Annotated in this window: 19 protein-coding genes; 15 read left to right on the plus strand and 4 right to left on the minus strand. The window is 65.3% G+C overall.

Annotation, left to right across the window (positions count from 1 at the left end):
• Positions 1–21: 21 nt before the first annotated feature.
• From AC4AMJ_RS16065 to AC4AMJ_RS16115, 11 genes are read left to right on the plus strand one after another with little or no spacing between them, the layout of a single operon-like run.
• Positions 22–1,407, plus strand: coding sequence for an aromatic ring-hydroxylating oxygenase subunit alpha (locus tag AC4AMJ_RS16065; protein ID WP_489913265.1), 1,386 nt, complete (start codon positions 22–24; stop codon positions 1,405–1,407).
• Between the two features lie 58 nt (positions 1,408–1,465).
• Complete coding sequence (locus AC4AMJ_RS16070; protein WP_489913267.1) at positions 1,466–3,301, plus strand: flavin-containing monooxygenase; 1,836 nt, start codon at positions 1,466–1,468, stop codon at positions 3,299–3,301.
• The gene (locus AC4AMJ_RS16075) at positions 3,298–4,230 is read left to right on the plus strand and encodes an SDR family NAD(P)-dependent oxidoreductase (protein WP_489913269.1); all 933 of its coding nucleotides are present in this window, start codon (positions 3,298–3,300) and stop codon (positions 4,228–4,230) included. Before AC4AMJ_RS16070 ends, AC4AMJ_RS16075 begins: the two co-directional genes overlap by 4 nt.
• Positions 4,211–5,917 carry a thiamine pyrophosphate-binding protein gene (locus tag AC4AMJ_RS16080; protein ID WP_489913271.1) on the plus strand — a complete coding sequence of 569 codons (1,707 nt, stop codon included), beginning with the start codon at positions 4,211–4,213 and terminating at the stop codon, positions 5,915–5,917. The genes AC4AMJ_RS16075 and AC4AMJ_RS16080 overlap by 20 nt, the downstream gene beginning before the upstream one ends.
• A gap of 50 nt (positions 5,918–5,967) precedes the next feature.
• On the plus strand, positions 5,968–7,410 hold the full coding sequence (locus tag AC4AMJ_RS16085) for an aldehyde dehydrogenase family protein (protein ID WP_489913273.1): 1,443 nt from the start codon (positions 5,968–5,970) through the stop codon (positions 7,408–7,410).
• A complete protein-coding gene (locus AC4AMJ_RS16090; protein ID WP_489900135.1) occupies positions 7,407–7,958 on the plus strand; it encodes a nuclear transport factor 2 family protein in 552 nt (183 codons plus the stop codon). Before AC4AMJ_RS16085 ends, AC4AMJ_RS16090 begins: the two co-directional genes overlap by 4 nt.
• Positions 7,959–7,968: 10 nt before the next feature.
• Positions 7,969–8,832 carry an SDR family NAD(P)-dependent oxidoreductase gene (locus tag AC4AMJ_RS16095; RefSeq protein ID WP_489913275.1) on the plus strand — a complete coding sequence of 288 codons (864 nt, stop codon included), beginning with the start codon at positions 7,969–7,971 and terminating at the stop codon, positions 8,830–8,832.
• A 35-nt stretch (positions 8,833–8,867) separates the two neighbouring features.
• Positions 8,868–9,428 (plus strand): nuclear transport factor 2 family protein, encoded by a 561-nt coding sequence (locus AC4AMJ_RS16100; RefSeq protein ID WP_489913277.1) that lies wholly within the window; start codon positions 8,868–8,870, stop codon positions 9,426–9,428.
• Positions 9,429–9,463: 35 nt separating this feature from the next.
• Positions 9,464–10,297, plus strand: coding sequence for a TauD/TfdA dioxygenase family protein (locus AC4AMJ_RS16105; RefSeq protein ID WP_489913279.1), 834 nt, complete (start codon positions 9,464–9,466; stop codon positions 10,295–10,297).
• On the plus strand, positions 10,294–11,037 hold the full coding sequence (locus tag AC4AMJ_RS16110) for an SDR family NAD(P)-dependent oxidoreductase (protein ID WP_489913281.1): 744 nt from the start codon (positions 10,294–10,296) through the stop codon (positions 11,035–11,037). The genes AC4AMJ_RS16105 and AC4AMJ_RS16110 overlap by 4 nt, the downstream gene beginning before the upstream one ends.
• A gap of 44 nt (positions 11,038–11,081) precedes the next feature.
• Positions 11,082–11,621, plus strand: coding sequence for a carboxymuconolactone decarboxylase family protein (locus tag AC4AMJ_RS16115; RefSeq protein WP_489900130.1), 540 nt, complete (start codon positions 11,082–11,084; stop codon positions 11,619–11,621).
• Between the two features lie 124 nt (positions 11,622–11,745).
• Here AC4AMJ_RS16115 and AC4AMJ_RS16120 read toward each other — a convergent pair whose 3' ends face one another.
• The 4 genes from AC4AMJ_RS16120 to AC4AMJ_RS16135 form a co-directional block, all read right to left on the minus strand.
• Positions 11,746–13,356, minus strand: coding sequence for a hypothetical protein (locus AC4AMJ_RS16120; RefSeq protein ID WP_489913283.1), 1,611 nt, complete (start codon positions 13,354–13,356; stop codon positions 11,746–11,748).
• Positions 13,357–13,583: 227 nt separating this feature from the next.
• On the minus strand, positions 13,584–14,345 hold the full coding sequence (locus tag AC4AMJ_RS16125) for an enoyl-CoA hydratase/isomerase family protein (RefSeq protein WP_489913285.1): 762 nt from the start codon (positions 14,343–14,345) through the stop codon (positions 13,584–13,586).
• Positions 14,346–14,358: 13 nt separating this feature from the next.
• Positions 14,359–15,633, minus strand: a complete 1,275-nt coding sequence (locus AC4AMJ_RS16130) for an acetyl-CoA hydrolase/transferase family protein (RefSeq protein ID WP_489913287.1) — start codon at positions 15,631–15,633, stop codon at positions 14,359–14,361.
• The gene (locus AC4AMJ_RS16135) at positions 15,630–16,796 is read right to left on the minus strand and encodes a CaiB/BaiF CoA transferase family protein (protein WP_489913289.1); all 1,167 of its coding nucleotides are present in this window, start codon (positions 16,794–16,796) and stop codon (positions 15,630–15,632) included. Before AC4AMJ_RS16135 ends, AC4AMJ_RS16130 begins: the two co-directional genes overlap by 4 nt.
• 52 nt (positions 16,797–16,848) lie before the next feature.
• On the opposite strand from AC4AMJ_RS16135, the gene AC4AMJ_RS16140 reads away from it, so the two are divergent.
• From AC4AMJ_RS16140 to AC4AMJ_RS16155, 4 genes are all read left to right on the plus strand, one after another.
• Positions 16,849–18,348, plus strand: coding sequence for a class I adenylate-forming enzyme family protein (locus AC4AMJ_RS16140; RefSeq protein ID WP_489913291.1), 1,500 nt, complete (start codon positions 16,849–16,851; stop codon positions 18,346–18,348).
• Positions 18,345–19,124 (plus strand): SDR family NAD(P)-dependent oxidoreductase, encoded by a 780-nt coding sequence (locus tag AC4AMJ_RS16145; RefSeq protein WP_489913293.1) that lies wholly within the window; start codon positions 18,345–18,347, stop codon positions 19,122–19,124. Before AC4AMJ_RS16140 ends, AC4AMJ_RS16145 begins: the two co-directional genes overlap by 4 nt.
• Positions 19,125–19,661: 537 nt before the next feature.
• On the plus strand, positions 19,662–20,651 hold the full coding sequence (acuI, locus tag AC4AMJ_RS16150; protein WP_489913295.1) for an acrylyl-CoA reductase (NADPH): 990 nt from the start codon (positions 19,662–19,664) through the stop codon (positions 20,649–20,651).
• Between the two features lie 13 nt (positions 20,652–20,664).
• On the plus strand, positions 20,665–21,939 hold the full coding sequence (locus AC4AMJ_RS16155) for an FAS1-like dehydratase domain-containing protein (protein ID WP_489900122.1): 1,275 nt from the start codon (positions 20,665–20,667) through the stop codon (positions 21,937–21,939).
• Positions 21,940–21,984 lie beyond the last annotated feature (45 nt).

Genomic DNA, 21,984 nt, shown 5'->3' on the forward strand with positions numbered 1-21,984 from the left:
ATTTTTCATCGGGAGAATGTCATGACCAACACCATCGACGACATCAACGTACCGGTTCAGAACTCCACCGATGAGCCGCCGATCACACCGCTGGAGATCGGTGTGGAGGCCTACATCTCCAAGGATTATCTCCGCGCCGAACAGGACAGACTCTGGAGCAAGGTCTGGCAGCAGGTCGGTCGGGTGGAGGAGATCCCGAAGGTCGGCGACTTCCTCACCTACGAGATCATGGACAACTCGTTCATCATCGCCCGCTCGGCCCCGGACAAGATCAGTGCCTACCACAACGTCTGTTCGCATCGCGGACGCCGACTCGTCGACACCCCCGACGGCAAGCGAGAAGCCAAGGGCAAGTGCAAGACCTTCGTGTGTGGCTTCCATGGCTGGACCTACGACCTGGAGGGCCGCAACACCTGGGCCGCCGAACGTGCGGACTGGCCCACCGGCCTCACCGAGGAGAAGACCCGGCTGCGCAACGTACAGGTCGATACCTGGGGCGGCTGGATCTGGATCAACATGGACCCGGAGTGTGAACCGCTGCGTGACTACCTGGAACCGGCTGCGAGCCTTCTGGACCCCTTCCAGCTGGAGAACATGCGCTACCGCTGGCGCAAATGGCTTGTCTTCGAATGCAACTGGAAGGTCGCACTCGAAGCGTTCATGGAGACCTACCACGTCCCCTACACACATCCCGAGTTCCGCGCCTACGGGACCTTTCTCGGATGGTCGCGCGCCCACGGCAAGCACAGCAACATCGGCTACGACGTGCCCAAGGGGATGGAGGACAACCAGTCGAAGCTGCGGGTTGCCGACGGTCCGGACGCACGGATGTCCACCATCGATCTGCAGAACTTCACCTGGGAGAACGCCAACACCAACACGACACGGACTCTTGTCGATGCCGCCCAACGGTTGATGGACGAACTGCCCGAGGGCACTCCGGCCAACGAGGTGCTGGCCCATTGGCTGACGTCGGCCCGTAAGGCCGATGCCGACCGCGGGGTGATCTGGCCGACCGTCGCACCGGAGATCGTCGCCAAGAGCGGTACGGCGTGGCAGATCTTCCCCAATTTCCAGATCGGGCATGCGCTGAACAACATGCTCTGCTACAGCGCACGGCCCTACGGCGATGACCCCGACAAGTGCTACTTCGAGGCCGCGGTATACGAGCTCTTCCCTGAGGGCGAGGCGCCGGAAACCGAGTGGGAGTACACGCCCGAGGACGACCCCGGCTGGCGCACGGTGTTGCCGCAGGACTTCTCCAACATGGCCGCCGTGCAGAAGGGCATCAAGTCCCAGGGCTTCTCGGGCGCCAAACCCAACCCGTACCGCGAACGCAGCGTCGTCAACCTGCACCACAACCTGGCGAAGTACATGGGCACCGGCACACCGGTCGACCTCGGCTGAGCTGTCGCTCACCACTTTCCACCCACATCCATCAGCAGTGCCGAACCAAGGAATTCAGATGCAGAAGTGCGAACCCACGCAGACACCGGACGTCGACATCCCGGCCCTCCACGAGAAATACCTTTCCGAGCGCGACAAGCGTCTCCGATCGGACGGGCAGGCCCAGTATCTCGAGGCCGAGGACGATTTCGCCGAGTTCTACGAGGGCGACCCCCACATGCCGGTGGTCCCGCGACAGCCGATCACCGATGACATCGACGTGGTGGTGCTCGGCGGCGGATTCTGTGGCCTCATCACCGCTCACCGGCTACAGCAGGCAGGGGTCTCGGATTTCAAGATCATCGAACTCGGCGGCGATTTCGGCGGGGTCTGGTACTGGAATCGCTACCCGGGCATCCAGATCGACTCCGACGCCTACTGTTACCTGCCGTTGCTCGAGGAGACCGGCTTCATGCCGAAGGAGAAGTTCTCCAAGGGCGACGAATGCTTCGAGCACGCGCAGCGCATCGGCAAGCATTTCGGCCTCTATGATCACGCTCTCTTCCACACCCTCGTCCGAGCCATGGAGTGGGACGGCTCCGACAACCGGTGGCACATCACCTCGAACCGCGGCGACGAGATCCGCGCCCGGTTCGTGATCATGTGCCAGGGGCCCTACAACCGGCCCAAACTGCCCGGCATTCCGGGGATCAAGGACTTCAAGGGCCACACCTTCCACACCGCTCGCTGGGACTACGACTACACCGGCGGCGATCTGCACGGCGGACTGGACAAGATCGCCGACAAGCGCATCGCCGTGATCGGCACCGGATCGAGCGGCGTACAGGCGATCCCCCACCTGGCCCGCGGAGCCAAGCACCTCACGGTGTTCCAGCGGACACCCTCCTACATCTTCGAGCGTGCCAACTATCCGACCGACCCCGAGTGGGTGCAGAGTCTGGAGCCGGGGTGGCGTGCCGCGCGACAGCGCAACTTCCACAACGCAGCGTTCGCGTTCTACAACCCGGGCGAACCCGACCTCATCTGCGACGGATGGACCGAGGTCGCCCGTAACATGGCCGCGAAGCTCAATGCGACCCCGAACTTCGAGGGCTGGGCTGCGCTCGCCGATCCGGCGAAGTTCATGGAGCTCAAGGAGATCGAGGACTACCGCGCGATGGAACGCCTCCGCCGGCGCGTCGAGCAGATCGTCGAGGACCCGGAGACCGCGGAGAAACTCAAGCCCTATTACCGAAACATGTGCAAGCGGCCGGTCTTCAATGACGACTACCTACCGACCTTCAACCGTCCCAACGTCACGTTGGTCGACGTTTCGGAGACCAAGGGCGTCGAGCGGATCACCGAGAAGGGTGTCGTCGCCAACGGTGTCGAGTACGAGGTCGACTGCATCGTGTTCGCCAGCGGCTTCGAGATCACCACGGCGCTCGAGCGACAGTTCGACATCAAGCCGTTCGCCGGCCGAGATGGGGTGTCGCTCTATGACCATTGGGGCAAGGGCTTCCGCACCCTGCACGGGGTGATGGCGCACGGCTTCCCCAACCACTTCGCCACCGGCTTCGTCCAAGGCGGTGTCACCGCGTCGACGACGCTGATGTTCGAGCAGCAGGCCGACCACATCTCCTACATCGTCTCCGAGGCGCTCAACCGGGGTGCGACCTACGTCGAACCCACCCCCGAGGCCGAGGAGGGCTGGGTGCAGACCATCCGCGAGTACTCGGTGGACAACAGCACCTTCACGATGGAATGCACGCCGGGTTACTACAACAGCGAGGGCGAGCCCAATGGGCGCTCCTTCCTCGGTGATCCGTTCTGGGGCGGCTTCTACGAACTGAGTGACCTGCTCCAGAACTGGCGTGACACCGGCGAACTGGAAGGTCTGGTGCTGGACAAGTGAGCTTGCGTTACGACAACCGGGTCGCTGTCATCACCGGTGCCGGACGAGGTCTGGGACGTGCCTACGCCCTTCTGCTCGCGTCGCGGGGGGCAAAGGTGGTCGTCAACGATCCCGGAAGCAGTATCAGCGGCGAGAACACCGATGCCGGACCGGCGGCCGACGTCGTACAACAGATCACGGCCGCCGGTGGAGAGGCCGTCGCCTGCACCGAATCCGTCGCGACCGCCGAGGGAGGTCGCGCCATCATCGACGCCGCGATCGACACCTTCGGCACGATCGACATCTTGATCCACAACGCCGGCAACAACAGATATGCCTCGTTGTCGGAGATGACGTACGAGGACTTCGACGCCGTCCTCGACGTGCACCTGCGGGGCGCATTCCACGTTCTCCGCCCGGCCTTCCCGCGGATGTGCGCCGCCGGCTACGGACGCGTGGTGCTGACCTCGTCGATCGGCGGCATCTACGGCAACAGGAACGTCGCCAACTACGGCGCGGCGAAGGCCGGGATCATCGGCCTGTCCAACGTCGCGGCCTTGGAGGGAGCCGAACACGGTGTGCGGTCGAACGTGATCGTCCCGGCGGCCCTGACCCGGCTCGCCGAGGGCCTCGACACCTCCGCCTATCCACCGATGGAGCCCGAATTGACCGCGCCCGCCGTGGGCTGGCTGGCACACGAATCCTGTTCGATCACCGGGGAGATGCTGGTGTCGATCGCGGGTCGGGTGGCGCGGGCCTACATCGCCGAGACCGAAGGTGTGTACCAGCCGGCCTGGTCGGTCGAGGACGTCGGCGAACGTATCGCCGAGATCCGCGACACCGAGAATTCGTGGCTCCTGCCGGTCGTCCCGTCAGGCCACGTCGACCACATCACGAAGAGTTTCGCACTAGCGACGGAAGGCAGCGCACGTGTCAGTCAAGGTCTATGAACGGATTCTCGATCTCTTCGAGGCCGAGGGCATCAACACCATCTTCGGCATTCCCGATCCCAACTTCGTCCATCTGTTCCACACGGCCGAGGAGCGGGGCTGGAATGTCGTTGCCCCGCATCATGAGGAGACAGCAGGCTTCATGGCCGAGGCGGTCTCCCGGATGACCGGCAAGGCCGCGGTGTGCATCGGCACTCTGGGGCCGGGCATCGCCAACATGGCCGGCGCGGTCATGTGTGCCAAGGTCGAGAACTCGCCGGTCATCTTTCTCGGCGGCCAACGCGCCCGCATCACCGAACAGCGGGTGCGCCGCGGCCGGATTCAGTTCGTCCAGCAGTCCGGGCTGATCGAACCGTCGGTGAAGTACAGCGCCAGTATCGAATACGCCGACCAGACCGACGAGATCATCCGTGAGGGGCTCCGGAAGGCACTGTCGGGGACGCCGGGACCCGTCTACATCGAGTACCCGTCGCACGTCATCCAGGAGGAACTCGACGTTCCGCCGGTCCTGCCGCCGAGCGCGTATCGGCTGGTCGGCCAGACCGCAGGCCAGGACAAGATCGACGAGGCGGCACGGCTGATCGGCGCCGCCGAACAGCCCATCCTGCTCGTCGGGCACGGCGTGCACACGGCGCGCGCGGGTGCATCGGTGAAGGAACTCGCGGATCTGATGGCCTGCCCGGTGATCCAGACCTCTGGCGGCACCTCGTACATCGAGGGTCTGGAGGACCGCACCTTCGCGTACGGGTTCTCCACGTCGGCTGTGGAAGCGGTGGTGCAGTCCGACCTGTGTCTCGCGATCGGCACGGAACTCGGCGAGCCGGTCCACTTCGGCCGGGGACGGCATTGGGTGGAGGGCGAAGCCAACCGGTCCTGGCTGCTCATCGAGCAGGATCCGGCCGCGATCGGGGTCAACCGCCCCATCGACGTGCCGATGGTCGGCGACCTGCGGGCGGTGGTGCCGCAACTCGTCGAGGCCCTCAAGGACTCCCCGCGCACCGCCACACCCGAACTCGAGCGGTGGATCTCCGAGGATGCCTCGCAGCTGGCCGAGCTGGCCGAGACGGCACCGTCGGGAACGACGCCGGTGCATCCGGCCCGACTGATCGTCGAGGCGACCAAGGACTTCCCCGCCGACGGCATCATGGTGCGCGACGGCGGCGCCACGACCATCTTCGGGTGGACCTACTCGCAGGCCAAGCCGCACGACGTGATGTGGAATCAGAACTTCGGCCACCTGGGTACCGGTCTCCCCTATGCGGTCGGCGCGGGCGTCGCCGACGGCGGCAAACGGCCGATGATGCTGATCACCGGCGACTCGTCGTTCCAGTTCCACATCTCCGAACTGGAAACCGCAGCCCGTCTGAACCTTCCGTTGGTGTGCGTGGTCGCCGTCGACTATGCGTGGGGTCTGGAGGTCGGTGTCTACAAGCGCACCTACGGCCACGGGTCGCTCGAGACCGGTGTCCATTGGAGCGAGGCCACCCGCCTGGACAAGGTCGCCGAGGGATTCGGCTGCTACGGCGAATACGTCGACAAGGATGCGGACATCGCTCCCGCGATCAAGCGGGCGTACGCCAGCGGGAAGCCCGGCGTGATCCACGTCGCCGTGGACCCGAAGGCGAACTCGGAGGAAATGCCGAGCTACGACGAGTTCCGCACCTGGTACGCGGAAGGCCAGCAGTGAGACGCCGGCGATGAGACCTCGGATTGCACAACAACAGAATTGGGGCTGTCATGCGTGAGTACCACAAGTTCTACATCGACGGTCGGTGGCTGGAGCCGGCCCAGACGGACACCTTCGAGGTGACCAATCCGGCGACCGAAGAGGTGTGCGGCACCGTTTCCCTCGGCTCGGCCGCCGACGTCGACAAAGCGGTGTCCGCGGCCCGGCGGGCGTTCAGCACCTGGTCATCGTCGTCGATCAAGGACCGCATCGAGCTGCTGCAGAACATCTCGGTCGAATACCAGAATCGCAGCGGCGACCTCGGGGCGGCGCTGACCGAGGAGATGGGTGCGCCGACCGCCCTGGCCAACGGCTTCCAGATCGGGCTCGGCGCCGGACATCTGGGCACCGTCATCGAGACACTCGGCAACTATGTGTTCGAGGAACAGCGTGGCGCGTCGCTGGTGGTGAAGGAACCGATCGGCGTGTGCGGCTTGATCACTCCGTGGAACTGGCCGTTGAACCAGATCGCGGTCAAGGTCTTCCCCGCGCTGGCAACCGGTTGCACGATGGTGCTCAAGCCGTCGGAACGGTCGCCGTTCACCGGACAGATCTTCACCGAGATCCTGCATGCCGCAGGCGTTCCTGCCGGTGTGTTCAATCTGGTCCAGGGCGACGGACCGAATGTCGGTGTCCCGCTGTCGAGCCATCGGGATGTCGACATGGTGTCGTTCACCGGTTCGACCCGGGCTGGTATCGACATCGCGAAGAACGCGGCCGCCGGCGTCAAGAGGGTCACGCAGGAACTCGGCGGTAAGGGACCCAACGTCGTCCTCGACGACGCCGATTTCGCGGAGAATGTCACCAAGGGTGTCGTGACGATGATGCTCAACTCCGGCCAGACCTGCAGCGCCCCCTCGCGCATGCTGGTACCGAACCAGCGCATGGAAGAGGCGATCGACGCCGCGAAGCAAGCGGCGTCGACCGTGACGGTCGGCGACCCCGCCGGAGACTTCGCCATCGGCCCGGTGGTGTCGAAGTCGCAGTTCGACAAGATCCACAGCCTCATCCAGCAGGGTGTCGACGACGGCGCCACCCTGGTGGCGGGCGGCCCCGGGCGGCCCGAAGGACTCACGAAGGGCTACTACGTGCAGCCGACCGTGTTCGCAGATGTCAAGAACGACATGACGATCGCGCGGGAAGAGATCTTCGGCCCGGTACTGACCATCCTCGGCTATGACAGCATCGACCACGCCATCGAGATCGCCAATGACACCGAGTACGGCCTCGCCGGGTTCGTGGCGGGCACCGACCTCGACCAGGCTCGCGCCGTAGCGCGACGCATCCGTGCCGGATCGGTCGCCATCAATGACGCGTTCGATTTCTGTGCCCCCTTCGGCGGATTCAAGAAAAGCGGAAACGGCCGCGAGTGGGGCGAGTTCGGGTTCGAGGACTATCTGGAGATCAAGGGCATCCTTGGCTACGCACCGGCTCCGGACGAGGACGGGGCATGAGTTCAGATACCGAGCGACTGCGCAGGGTCCTCGATCACGCCGACATCCGGGACTGCATCATCCGTGTTGCGCGGGGCGAGGACCGCAGGGATGCGGGGTCGATCCGGACCGCGTTCTGGCCGGATGCCACCACCGATTTCGGCATTTTCACCGGCGGCTTCGACGAGTATCTCGACTGGGTGGTACCCGGCTCCGCCGCGGTCGTGGTCACCCAGCACGTGCTCGGCCAGAGTCTGATCGAGTCCGGGGTCACCGAGGCAACCGCCGAGACGCATGTCACCGCTTATCACCGCGTCGACATCGGTGATGAGGAGCGCGACATGGTCCTCGGTGGGCGCTACCTCGATCGGCTGGAGAGGCGGTCAGATGTGTGGCGCATCGCGCAACGGACGATGCTCTACGACTGGTTCCGAGACCTCGGCACGGCAGTCGACTGGTCGCAAGGTTTGATGGGTCAACCGTTCTCGGCCGGTCATTTCCCGGGTCGAGCGACCGGCGACCACAGCGAGGTCTTCTTCGCTTCGGCCCAGGCCACCGCACCCCGATGAGGTGGCGCGGGTGAAATCGTTGTCGGACAAGGTCGCCGTCGTCACGGGTGCCAGTCGTGGCATCGGAAAGGGTATTGCGCTCGCGCTCGCCGCCGAGGGCGCCACGGTCTACGTCACCGGGCGCACGGTGACCCCGGGGACCTCCGCGTTACCGGGCACTGTCGGCGAAACCGCCGAATTGTGTGACCGCCTCGGCGGCCGAGGTGTCGCGGTCCCGGTGGACCACTCGAACGACGACGACGTCTCGGCCCTGTTCGATCTGGTCGAGAGCGAGCGGGGCCGGCTCGACATCTTGTTGGTCAACAACGCGTTCGCGCTACCCGACGACCTCACCGACCCGGAACCCTTCTGGCGCAAACCACTCTCGAACTGGGAGATGATCGACGTCGGAGTGCGATCCAGCTTCGTGGCCGCGTGGCACGCCGCGAGGATCATGACGGCGCAGAGATCGGGGCTCATCGTCGCGATTTCCGGCTACACCGGAGTGACGTACACCTACGGCGTCCTCTTCGGAATGGCCAAGAGTGCGGTCGATCGGATGGCGCGGGACATGGCGGTCGAACTCAAACCCCATGGGGTGAGCTCCATCTCACTGTGGCAAGGCTTGACGTTCACCGAACGCGCCGAACGGAATCTGGCCGAGATCAGCGGACTGGACGGTCAGCCGGCCACCCGTCCCGAGAACGGTTGCTCGCCCGAATACGCCGGCCGGGTCATCGCAGCCCTGGCCTCCGACGGCGAGATCATCGCGCGCACCGGCGGAACCTTCATCACCGCGGAGCTCGGTGAGGCCTACGGCATCACCGACATCGACGGCAGACACATCCCGTCGTTGCGTGCGACACGTGGAGAACCGATCTGGTCTCCGGTGTGAGACCAACCACCATCAACACGAGATCAGAGGACATCATGCAGACATCGGTAGCGGCGCAGACACTCAGCAAGTTGGAAGAGTTGCTCGATCGCCAGAACATCCTCGACACACTGACCCGGTTCAGTCGCGGCATGGACCGTTTCGACCGCGACATCTTCCTGTCCGCGTTCCACCCTGATGCCACGATCGCCGCGGGCAGCTTCGTCGGCGGGCCGATCGATCTCTTCGAGTGGTCCATCCCCATGCACGAACAAGGCCAGGTCGCGACTCACCACAATCTGCTCAACCACACCTGTGAGATCGACGGCGACATCGCACACAGCGAGACCTACTACCTGTTCGTTGGCCGCAACCGCGACGACACCAACTGGATCGCCGGCGGCCGGTACATCGATCGGCTGGAGCGCCGCGACGGCGAGTGGAAGATCGCGTTGCGCACGAACGCCATCGAGTGGTCCGGGATGGTGCCGACGATGGACATCCCATTCGCGGATGTACCCGACATCAACGACAACGGCGCACCGTCGCGCAGCAAGCACGATCCCTCCTACACACGGCCACTGATCAACCGTCGCCGATCTAACATCCCCACCTGACCTGGACGAAAACACCCGACGATACGAGGGCAGCCATGAGCACACTGAGAACCGAACCACTGTCGGAAAAGGTCGGCGCGAAGATTCTCGACGTCGACACCGACCGACTCCGCAGCGACCCCGACCTCCCCACCGCAGTCGCTGAGGCTCTGGAGAGCTTCGGGGTCCTGCTGTTGCCCGAGTTGCATGCGAGCGACGAGGCGATGGTCGAGTTCTGCGGAAAGCTGGGCATACTGATCGACTTCTCGCATCGTCCCCCTGCCAACGACAAGGTGATGGAGATCAGCTTCGATCCGTCGAACCCGAACGCGGAGTACCTGCGCAGCAACGAGTTCTGGCACATCGACGGTCTCCTTGACGAGATCGCACCGAAGACATCGATTCTCACCGCACGGGTCACGTCGGCCGAAGGCGGGGAGACAGAGTTCGCCAGTACCTATGCGGCCTACGACGAGCTGTCGGGCGAAGAGAAGAAGCGCTTCGCCGGTTTACGCGTCGTACACACCTTCGATGCAGTTCAGCGGATGACCTACACGGACCCGACACCGGAGCAGGTGGCGGACTGGGCCACCCGCACAGCTCACGAGCATCCGCTGGTGTGGGAGCACGACTCCGGCCGGAAATCACTGGTATTGGGCGCCACCGCGTCACATATCGCCGGGATGGACCTCGACGAGGGACGGGCGCTGCTCGCCGAGTTACGGGATCGGACCACGGCCGATGGCAAGGTCTGCAGCCACAGCTGGACCGAGGGCGACACCGTCTTCTGGGACAACACGGGCCTGGTGCATCGCGTGCGCGAGTTCGATCGTGACAAGCCCCGGATCATGCACCGCCTCACGGTTGCGGGTGAGGAGAAGATCAAATGAGTGGCCGCACGGCGATTGTCACCGGCGGAGCCTCAGGAATCGGTGGGGCGATCAGTGATCGCCTGGCCGCAGGTGACGACATGGTGGCGATCTTCGACATCAACGAAGAGGCCGCCGCCGCAAAGGCACGCTCGATCGAGGAGACCGGCGGCAAGGCGCTGGGACTGGCGGTCGACGTGACCGACCGTGCCCAGATCGACGCCGGTATCGAGGCGGTGCGAGCGCAGCTCGGCCGCCCGACCATCCTGGTCAACAGCGCAGGCGGCACCTTGGCAGGTCCCTTCCTGGAGATCACTGCCGAGCGATGGAATCGAGCCCTGGCCCTGAATCTGACGAGCACATTCGATTGTTGCCAGGCCGTCATCCCGGACATGCTCGAGGAGGGATGGGGACGCATCGTCAACATCTCGTCGTCGAGCGTGCACAGCGGCTCCCCAGGGCTGGCCGGTTACGTCACGTCCAAGTCCGGAGTCGTGGGTCTGACAAAGGTTCTCGCTCTGGAGTTCGGTCGCCGCGGCATCACGGTCAACACGATCCCGCCTGGATTCATCGACACACCGATGCTGCGGGAAACCGTGGCATCGGGAAGGTTCGATGTCGACACCCAGATCGAGAAGACCCCGGTCGGCCGGATCGGACTACCCGAGGATGTCGCCGCCACCTGCGCATTCCTGGTGAGTGAAGAGGCCGGCTACATCACCGGACAGATGATCGGTGTCAACGGCGGGCGGAACACGTGACGGCCAGGATACCGCCGGCGTCGAGAGCGGAGTGGTCCGACGAGATGCGCGCATTCGTCGAGGGCTTCCGGTCGTCGGTGAAGAGCGTCGACGCCGAGGCCAAACGCCAGGCGGGAGACAATCTTCTCGGCACACTGGCCCGCTATCCGGGTCTGGCCATGGCATTCCTGTCGTTCAACAAGCACCTGTTGGCCACGTCCGCCCTCTCGGCACGGCAACGGGAATTGTTGATACTCCGGGTCGCCCACATCCGGCACGCGGACTACGAGTGGGCGCAGCACGTGATACTCGCGGACCGTGCAGGTTTGACCGCTGAGGAGATCGACCGGGTGACCGAGGGAGCGGGCGCACCCGAATGGTCACCCGCCGAGCGGGCCTTGGTGAGTTCGGTCGATGAACTGGTCGATGAGGGGTCGATCAGTGACGAGACCTGGACCGTCCTCGCACACGAGTTGGACGAGCAGCAGTTGATGGATGTGGTGTTCACTGTCGGCTGCTATGCCATGCTCGCAATGGCGTTGCGCTCGTTCGGGATCGAACCCGAACCGGGTCTCGTGCCGTTCCTCCCGCAGCTGGCACGGTGAATTCGTCCACGCTGGTTGAATAGCCCGGAGCGCCGGCGGAGGCGTATCGAAACTCGCGAGGCGATCTCGATACGCCCCACTGCCTCGCGTCTCGGTCTACTCGATCAGCGGGTGGGCGGCACGTCTACGGGTGTCGGCAGCGTCGGTCGCGATAGAGATACATCCTGCCGACGTGGGGTGTCGCACGGGGTCGGCATCCGCTGATCGTCGCCGGGGTGTCGGCGATGTCGAACGGTAAGTCGATGACGTCGATGACGTCGATGACGTCGATGACCAGGGTGTCGGGTGAGCTGAAGACGTGGCGATCGCCGATGTCGATCGACTCGGGCAGGCCCTCGGGCTCCGTGGGTGCCGGCTCGGCGCTGGATTCGACCGGGCCGCCGGTTGGTTCGGTCACTGACTCCGGGTCGTCGATGGGAGATGTCTCGTGCTCGACGAACTGCTCGCGGCCTTCCGGCTCGTCGATCGGAGCTGCCCCCGGCTCGACGACCTGCCCGCGGCATTCCGGCTCGCCGATCGGAGCTGCCCCCGGCTCGACGACCTGCCCGCAGCCTTCCGGCTCGACGATCGGAGCCGTTTCCGGCTCATCGAACGGCTTGCGGTATTGCGCGCGCTGCTGCGGGGCCTGGACGGTCTGCTTGTGCGGCTCGGACTGCTCGGCCTGCGTGGTGGGACATGTGTCGAAGCCACATGTGCACGCCAGCTTCGCCCCGGGCACACCATGGATTTCCGCAAGGGCCAGCGCACGTTGCACGCCGATACGCCGCGGGTCACGCCGGCACACCCGCTCGCAGATCATCGCGGCGATACGCTGCTGCACGAACACCCCGTGCTCGGCACTGATACACGCCGACATCTGCATGTGCCCGAACGCTTCCTTGGCGAACGTCACGTTCTGAAACGTCTGCGCGACATCCTCACGAGCCTCGGCACAACCATCGGGATCCAACGAGATCACCGATTCACCGAGTTGATCACGCAACACCGGATCGGTCGTCGCACGGTAACCCAACTCCAGCGCGATGTCCTCGAAATCGATCGGCGACTTACCCGGAGTATCAGCGGAATCACCAGAGTCACCGGAGTCGCCGGCAGAATCATCGCCGGCAGAATCATCGGCGGCGGCGTCATCGTCGGCAGCACAGTCGTCGGCGGAGTGGTCGTCGGCAGAGTCTGCGGTGTCGGGCGCGCCCTCGCCGTCTGCGGAGTCGGCGGCACCCTCGCCATCTGCGGTGTCGGCGTCCTCGTCACCGGCGGCACCCTCGGGTCCGGGACCCAGGGCGGCATCGATGATCGCGTCGATACGTTCGCGCAGATCACCTTTGGGGGCCACCTGCGCCGCCCGCACCATCTCCGACATCCGATGGGTACTGAAATCACCGGCCAGGTAGGCCAGCTGGAACTTGGGCAGATCCTGCAGCAACTCACCCAGCTTGAACCAATCACCGGCCTTGGAGCGCGAGAGTCTCAGCTGCAACGAGATCTCCCCGGTCGCCATCTTGTGCGCCTTCACCAACGACGAATTCGACGTGTACGGCCCGTCACGGTTCACCAACTGGTTGTAGACCGACATCCCGATCTCATAGGCACCCAACACCGCACGCGCCTCGGCCTGACGACTCAGCTGCAACACATCCCGCACCGCATCCGTACGCGCCATCTCCGCCTCGACACCCTCACACGGCGCCGACAAAGCCGCGGCGTCGCCGGCATGATCGGAGAACGAGAACACCACGCGCCTTCCTGTACGGACGAACTCACCAGGTCGAATGTGGAACTACCACCCAGGCTAACGGGCGGCACCGACAAGAAACGTCATCGACAGAAGGACACAGCGTCGGGGGCCGAAACCCTCTCCGGACAGCCGCGCGGATGATCTACCGGCGGCCCGCTGAGGTGTCATCTGGGTCAGGAGGCAGCTCAGACCGGCGCGCAGCAGACGGGCCGGCCCACGCGCGACCCTCAGCGTCCCTGCCAACGCGGAGCACGCTTTTCCGCGAACGCTGCGGGCCCTTCCTGGGCGTCGTCGCTGTTGTAGCACACTTCTGCGGCCGCTCGGGCCGCCTGCAACGCCGCCGAGCGGCCCATCTCGGTCGACAGCATCACCGTGTCGCGAGCGGCACGAACCGACAGCGGCGCACCGGCCAGGATCTCATGGGCGAGTTCGACGGCGGTGTCCATCAACACGTCCGGTTCCGCAACGCGGTTGACGAGGCCGATGTCGTACGCCCGCTGGGCGGTGATCGGCCTGCCGGTCAACAGGATCTCCATAATGATCCGTTGCGGGATCATGTGGATCAGCGGCGCCGCCCACGGCGAACTGCGTCCGACCTTCACCTCGGTCACCGCGAACCTCGCGGTGGTGGCCGCCACGCACAGGTCACAGGCCTGCGCGATCATCCACCCACCGGCAAAAGCTGCGCCGTTGACCGCAGCGATCGTCGGTTTGGACAGTTCCACGGTGTCGTACGGCAGCGCGAACATGTCCCGCGGCGGAACCCGCATTCCGGTCGCCACCATCTCCTTGAGATCGCCACCCGCGCAGAAGGTCTCCCCTACACCGGTCAGGATGGCAATCCGCAGCGCGGCGTCGTTCTCGAATCGATTCCACGCGTCGGACAAGCCCTCACGGACGTCGGACGCCAGGCAATTGCGGGTCTCGGGCCGATTGAGGGTGATGATCGCGATCTCGTCGTCCACGTCGAACAGCACGGCGTCTTCCACCGGAACCTGCCTCTCAGAATCGTCGGCGCTGGATCGGGTGCGCCTCGCGTTCCAACTCCTCGCGGAAGTCGGGATGGGCAATCGCGATCAGGCGCCGAGTGCGCTCGGCGAGCGTCTGTCCTCGAAGCTCGGCCGCACCGTATTCGGTCACCACCACGTCCACCTCACTGCGGGCGGTGGTCACCGGCCCCGACAGCCCAGCGGTGATCCGACTGACGCTGCCTCCCTTGGCCGTTGCCGGCAGAGCCATGATCGCGTGGCCGCCCGGCGAGCGTGCGCCCGCCCGGACGAAGTCGACCTGCCCTCCCGTACCACCCAGATAGGCCGCTGCGCTCTGCTCGGCGTTCACCTGCCCCGTGAGATCGACTTCCACCGCCGAGTTGATCGTCACCAGCTTGTCCAGCTGAGCCATCACACCGGCGTCGTGGGTGTACGAGGTCGGACGCATCCGCAACTCCGGGTTACGGTGCGCGAAGTCGTACAGCCGCGACGTCCCGATCAACGCTCCGGCTACCGACACACCACGGTCGATGCCCTTGCGCGCGTTGGTGACCGCACCGGCTTCGACCAAGTCGACGAGTCCGTCCCCGACCATTCCCGAATGCACACCCAGATCTTTTCGGTCGATGAGCAACTGCAGCATCGCGTCAGGCACCGCGCCCACACCCATCTGAATGACCGATCCGTCGTCGATGTAGGCGGCCGAGAACTCTGCAATCTGTCGATCGATGTCGCTGATCCGCGCCGGGCTGACCTGAACTGGAGGCCGTGAGACGTGCACCGCGCAGTCAATTGTCGATGCCGGCAACAGCGCACCGTAGGTGTACGGCACCTGATCGTTGACCTCCGCGATCACCACGCGCGCCTTCTCGACCGCGGCCAGCACGTAATCGCTGATGAGACCGAGGCTGTGGTGGCCATCGGCGTCGGGCGGGCTCACCTGAACGAACGCCACATCGCAGGGCAGGTAGCCCGCCGAGATCATCGGCGCGACCTGCCCCACGTGGCACGGAATGATGTCCAGGGCATGAGCTTTGGTCAACGATCGAAGTGTTCCGATGGCACCCATACTCGAGAGTCCGAGATTGCCGATCGCCTCATCCGTTGTGAGTGTCCCGGAAAAGCTGGTGGCCACGAACACCGAGAGTTCACCGATGTCGCGGGCCTGGGCGACGAGGCTTTCCAGCAGGGTCGTCGGCTCGCCACACGCCTGGCCGACGACGATGTGGTCGCCTCGTCGCAGATAGGTGCTGAGGTCGAGCATCTCCTCCTGCGTCGTGGCCGTCACGCGCGCCGCTCTCGTGAGGCCGCGCGGATCCGCACCTCGTCCAACACGTCCTGCGTGTCGGCGCCAAGCCGCGGCGCGGGCCCGGCGACCCGTCCGGGAGTGCGCGAGAACCATGCGGGAGACCCAGGAAAGCGCACCGTGCCGTTGGGTGTGTCGACTTCCTCGAAGAAGCCGACCTCGTTGAGATGCGGATTGTCGAACAGGCCGTCGAGGCTGTTCACCGGAGCGGCCGGAATGTCGAGTGAGTGCAGCAGATCCAGCCACTCCTGGGTCGTCCGTTCGGCAAATGTCGTTGCCAGGAGCTCGTAGACGGCGTCGATCTGCGCCGCCCGTTGCGCCAAAGTCGCGAATTGCTCGCCCGCCCATGGCGGGTTGACCGCCTCGATGAATGCCGTCCATTGCTTGTCGTTGTAGACCAGTGCAGAGATGTGACCGTCCTTGGTGCGGTACGGCTTTCGGTGCCGCGACACGGCACGCGGGTAGGCAGCGGGGCCCAGCGGCGGGTCGAACATCGCGCCGTTGGCATGCTCGACGAGCATGAACGAGGCCATTGTCTCGAACATGCTGACCTCCACCTCCTGTCCCTCACCGGTCCGTTCACGATGAAACAGGGCCATCATCGTCGCGTACAGGGCGGTCATACCGGCGACCTTGTCGGCCATGATCGTTCCGACATACCCGGCCTCGCCCGTCAGCTGCTCCTGGACGGATGGCAAACCGCATTCGGCCTGGATCGTGTCGTCGTAGGCAGTGCGGTTCGCGTCGGGACCGCGACGACCATAGCCGTAGCAGTTCGTGTACACGACGGACGGATTGATCGCCGCGACATCGTCGTAACCGAATCCGAGCCGGGCGATGGCCGAACCCCGCATGGAATGGATGAACACGTCGGCCTCGGCGATCAGGTCACGGAGGTGACCTCGGCCGCCCTCCGCACGTAGATCCAACACCGCACTTCGCTTTCCGCGGTTCACGTTCACGAAGACGCCAGCCATCGCGGGCTCCGGTCCCACGGAGATGTACCGGGTGTTGTCGCCGGCCGGCGGCTCGATCTTCACCACGTCGGCGCCCATGTCGGCCATGATCTGGGTGCAGTACGGCCCCATCACCATGGCGGTGAGGTCGACAACACGCACCCCGGACAGCGGACCAGTGTGTTTCACTCGGCTGAAGCTATCAGATCAATCCTTACAAGGATAGTGGTATTAGTAGCTGGTGAAGAATTTCAAGACCATCGGAACGGTGCTCGACGCCGGCCTCTCGGCGCGTCCGGACGCTCCCGCGGTCGAGGCCGTGTCGGGGGTCTGGTCGTACGCCGAACTCGACCGGCAGGCCGATCGCGCCGCCGGCGCACTATGGTCGCTCGGGGTCAGGCCCGGGGATCGGGTCGCGGCCTGCCTTCCCAACGACCTCGACATCGTCGCGGCATTTCATGGCACCCAACGGATCGGCGCCATCTGGGCCGGCATCGGCGAAGCGCTGTCGGTGAACGAACAGCACGACCTCCACGACCTGGTCGCGCCCACGGTCACCCTGGCCGGGGACCACTGCCGACTGACTGCTCCCGACCGCGTCGACCTCGACCGGTGGTCCGACCTGCTGAGCCGCGACGAATCAGCGCCTCCCATCGACATCGACGTCGACGCGCCTGCGGGCATCGCCTTCACCAGCGGGACGTCCGGGCACCCCAAGGCGGTGGTGCACAGCCAGCGAAATCTGCTGCTCCCCGGTGCCGTCCTGGGTGCATCCCGTGGTTGGGGACCGACACTGCGCAAGGGCGACAGCTTCCCGCTCACCATCCTCAATCTGATGGTGCTGTCCACGCTGCTCACCGCCCAGTGCGGCGGTTGCGCCGTGATCATGAACCGCCGGGACGTCGACGGCGTCATCGACTGGATCACCGGCCGAGAGGTCACCGTCTGGAACGGCGCGCCCGCCCAGCTCTATGACCTCGCCCGTCGTCCCGACATCGACCTCGGTTCACTCGAGGAGGTATGGAGCGGCGGCAGCGACACCTCCGACGACTTGCGACGGGACTTCGCCGCGGCCCACGGCATCGTCCCCCGTGCGACCTACGGTCTCACCGAAGCCCCCACCGTCGTGTCGATCGACCCGACCGGCACCCAGTGGCGACCGCGTGCGAGCGGACAGGTGCTGGATCACTACGACGTGGCCGCCTACGACGACAATGGCCGACGCCTGCCCGCCGGTGAGCTGGGCGAGTTGAAACTGTCCGGTCGCACCGACGGCGCCTGGGCCGACGCGTGGCGACCCATGCTCGGCCACTGGGAGCACGACGGCCTTCGGCGCGCCGAACCCAGCCCACAGCCCACCGGTGACGTCGGCTCGGTTGACGCCGACGGCTGGCTGAGGGTTGTCGACCGCAAAAAGCTGGTCATCATCCGTGGCGGCGCGAATGTGTATCCACTCGAGGTGGAGCGCGTCATCGGCGGCGATCCGGACATCGCCCGCGTCGCTGTGTATCCGGTCCCCGATGATCGGCTCGGACAGCGTGTGGCCGCCGTCGTGGAGAGCACAGGCGCGCCTGCCGATTTCGACGCGCTTGCCCAGCGGTGCCGAGATGCGCTGTCCCCCTACAAAGTCCCGGAGATCTGGCACCAGATCGACACACTTCCGGTCAACGCCATGGGCAAGGTGGTACGAGCCGACCTTCCCGGCCTCGTCGAACGGGCCACCAGCAGGAGTTCGCGATGACGCGCGAGGTTGGCCCCGGCGTGGCCGAGATGTTCGGGCTCGAAGGCCGGGTGGCGATCGTGACCGGGGCGTCGTCGGGACTCGGGGCCGCAGTGGCGCAAGCGCTCGCCACAGCAGGCGCCCGGGTCGCACTCGTCGCCCGCCGCCGCGACAAACTGACCGAACTCGCCGAGCGGATCGACGGTGCGGCCATCGACTGCGACCTGTCCGAGCTCGACCAGGTCGGGAACATCGCGCCGCGGGTGTGCGATGCGCTCGGTCCGCCGGAGATCGTCGTGAACGCGGCCGGCAGCATGTTCACCGAGGAGCGAGCCGAATCCGAACCCCTCGACGCGATCCGCCAGACGATGAGCCTCAATCTGATGGCACCGTTCCTGCTGGCGCAGAGCGTCTTTCCCCACATGCGCAGCACCGAGCGCGGATCCATCGTCAACATCTCGTCCATCAGCGGGCGCGTCGGTATCCCCGGCATTCCCCAGGCCTCCTACGCTGCGAGCAAGGCGGGATTGTCGGGACTCACTGCCGAGCTGGCGGTCCAGTGGGCACGGCACTCGATCCGCGTGAACACCGTGGCACCGGGCTTCTTTCGCAGCGAGATCACCACCCCCCTGTATGAGAGCGAACGCGCCTCGGAATACCTGCGCCGCAACACCCCGTTGCCGATGCAAGGGTCCGCGCGCGACATCGTCGGTGCCGTGGTCTGGCTGGCCGGCGACTCCGGCGCCTACGTCACCGGCCAGACGATCGTGGTCGACGGCGGCTGGACGGCACGCTGATCCGACCTGCACCCTCTGGTGTCGTGCCCTTCGTGACGCACGCTCACTCCGTTCGCGGGCTCCTCAGGGACCGAAGATTTCGACAGGCATTCCCACCCGGTCCCTGAGGAGCCTCCGAGCTTGCGAGGATGCGTCACGAAGGGCCGGATGAGCTTCGAAGCCGACGAACGTCCACCCGGGGGATTTCGACAGGCACTCCCTCCGGCCCCTGAGGAGCGAGCTTGCGAGCGTCACGAAGGGCCGGCCCTTCGTGACGTTCCTCCGCTAGCGCTCCGGAACTCCTCAGGGACCGGAGGGCACGTCCGCTAGCGCTCCGGAACTCCTCAGGGACCGGAGGGCACGTCCGCCAACGCCCCGGAACTCCTCAGGGACCGGAGGGCACGTCCGCCAACGCCCCGGAACTCCTCAGGGACCGGGGGGCACCTCTGCCAATGCTCCGGACAAGATGCCGAGTCAATAAGTCAAGTATTGCTATCCTTGTGAGGATTGACTAGCGTCGAACGAGAACGACGTTCTCGCATTCCGGAAGGATCGACCGTGCAGAAGTTTTCGGCTGTAGTGATCGAGAAAGGTGAAGCGGGACAATCTGTCTCGGTTCAGGCGCTCGACCGCTCCGACCTCCCCCACGGGGACGTCGAAATCGATGTCGACTATTCCTCGCTCAATTTCAAGGACGCCCTCGCCATCACGGGAAGCTCACCGGTGGTGCGCGCATTCCCCATGGTGCCGGGCATCGATCTCGCCGGCACCGTCGTCGACAGTTCACATGCCGACTGGTCCACGGGCGACAAGGTGATCCTCAACGGTTGGGGCGTGGGCGAGAAGCATTGGGGTGGTTTCGCACAGCGGGCTCGCCTGAGTGGCGATTGGCTCATCCCCCTGCCTGCCGAGTTCACCACCCGCCAGGCGATGGCCATCGGTACGGCCGGCTATACGGCGAGCCTCTGCGTGGATGCACTGCTCGACGCGGGCGTGAGCCCGGACCAGGGCGAGATCCTGGTGACCGGAGCCACCGGCGGCGTGGGCAGCGTGGCCATCGCGTTGCTGACCGCGGCTGGTTTCTCGGTCGCCGCCGCGACGGGAAAGACCTCGGAATCGGCGTATCTCGAGGGTCTTGGGGCCACCACGATCGTGGACCGAAGCGAGCTGTCCGACAAGGGCAAGCCCTTGCAAAAGGAGCGCTGGGCGGGGGTCGTCGACACCGTCGGCAGTCACACTCTGGCAAACGCCTGCGCGCAAACCCGTTACGGCGGATTCGTTGCCGCCTGTGGCCTCGCACAGGGAATGGACTTCCCGTCCTCGGTCGCACCCTTCATCCTGCGCGGTGTGTCGCTGCTGGGGATCGACAGTGTCATGGCGCCCCGGGAGCGCCGGGTCACCGCATGGAAGCGCCTGGCACGTGACTTGGAGGCCGACGCGCTGGAGTCGATCGCCCGCGAAGTCTCGCTGGCCGAATCGATCAGCGCCGCGGGACAACTCATGGACGGTACGGTCCGCGGCCGCATCGTCGTCGACGTCAATCGATGAATCGGAGCACATGGTGAGCAGCACAACGGAAGCCAAGACCACCAGCCGGACCACCAGGACGAGGACGGCAACCAAGAGCACCAAGACCACGAAAGCCGCACCGGCCGCGAAGGCCGAAGCCGTCGAACTCGACCTCTCTGACGTCGATCACCGGGTGGGGCAACCCATCGGTGGCGGCCAGCTCTGGGATCCCTGCAGCCGATCCGACATCCGCCGGTGGGTCATGGCGATGGACAACCCCAACCCGATCCACTGGAACGAGGAGTTCGCCCGCGAGTCCCGCTACGGCGGGATCATCGCACCGCAATCCATCGCCGTCGCGCTGGATTACGGTCACGGTGCGGCACCGGCATGCGTCGGGCACATCCCCGGCAGTCACCTGATCTTCGGTGGCGAGGAATGGTGGTTCTACGGCTCGCCGGTTCGCCCCGGAGACAAACTGTTCCAGGAGCGACGCTTTCACGACTACAAGATCGCCGACACGAAGTTCGCGGGTCCGACCATGTTCTCCCGCGGCGACACCACCCACACGAACCAGCACGGCGCACTGGTGGCGCGGGAGCGGTCTACCGCGATCCGCTACCTGGCAGCCGAGGCGACCAAACGGGGCATGTACGACGATCAGATCGGCGTCGTGAAGAAATGGACGAACGACGAGTTGATCGAGATCGAGGCGCTGCGCCGCGAATGGCTCTTGTCGAACCGGCTCGGCATCTCCCCTCACTTCGATGAGGTCAAGGTCGGAGACACCCTGCCGCGCCGCGTGATCGGCCCCCACAGCATCGCGTCGTTCACCACCGAGTATCGCGCGTTCCTGTTCAACATCTGGGGCACGTTCGAGTGGGTCGCACCCGAGGGCGTCGACGATCCGTGGGTGTATCAGGACCCCGGCTGGGAAGAAGGCTTCGGGTTCGACGAGGAGGATGCGAAGATCGATCCGCGCAAGCGAGACGGGCTTTACGTCGGACCATCGCGCGGACATATCGACGCGGAGAAGGCCGGTGAGGTCGGTATGGCACGCGCCTACGGTTACGGCGCGACGATGGGCGCGTGGTGCACGGACTACCTCGCGAACTGGGCTGGGTACGACGGCATGGTGCGGCACACCAAGGCCGACTTCCGGGCTCCGGCATTCGAAGGTGATGTCACCTATTTCGATGCCGAGATCATCGACAAGCGAGCCGAGACCGAGTGGGGTGTGCCGCTCGTCCAGATCAAGTTGAAGCTCACCGATCAGAATGGCGCCGGCCTCGTGTCGTGCACCGCCGAGGTCGAACTACCGCTCTGACGCGTCCCACCCTCACGCCCACCGCCCATCACTGCGAGGTCAGCC

This window comes from Gordonia sp. LMA484, from assembly GCF_058129505.1.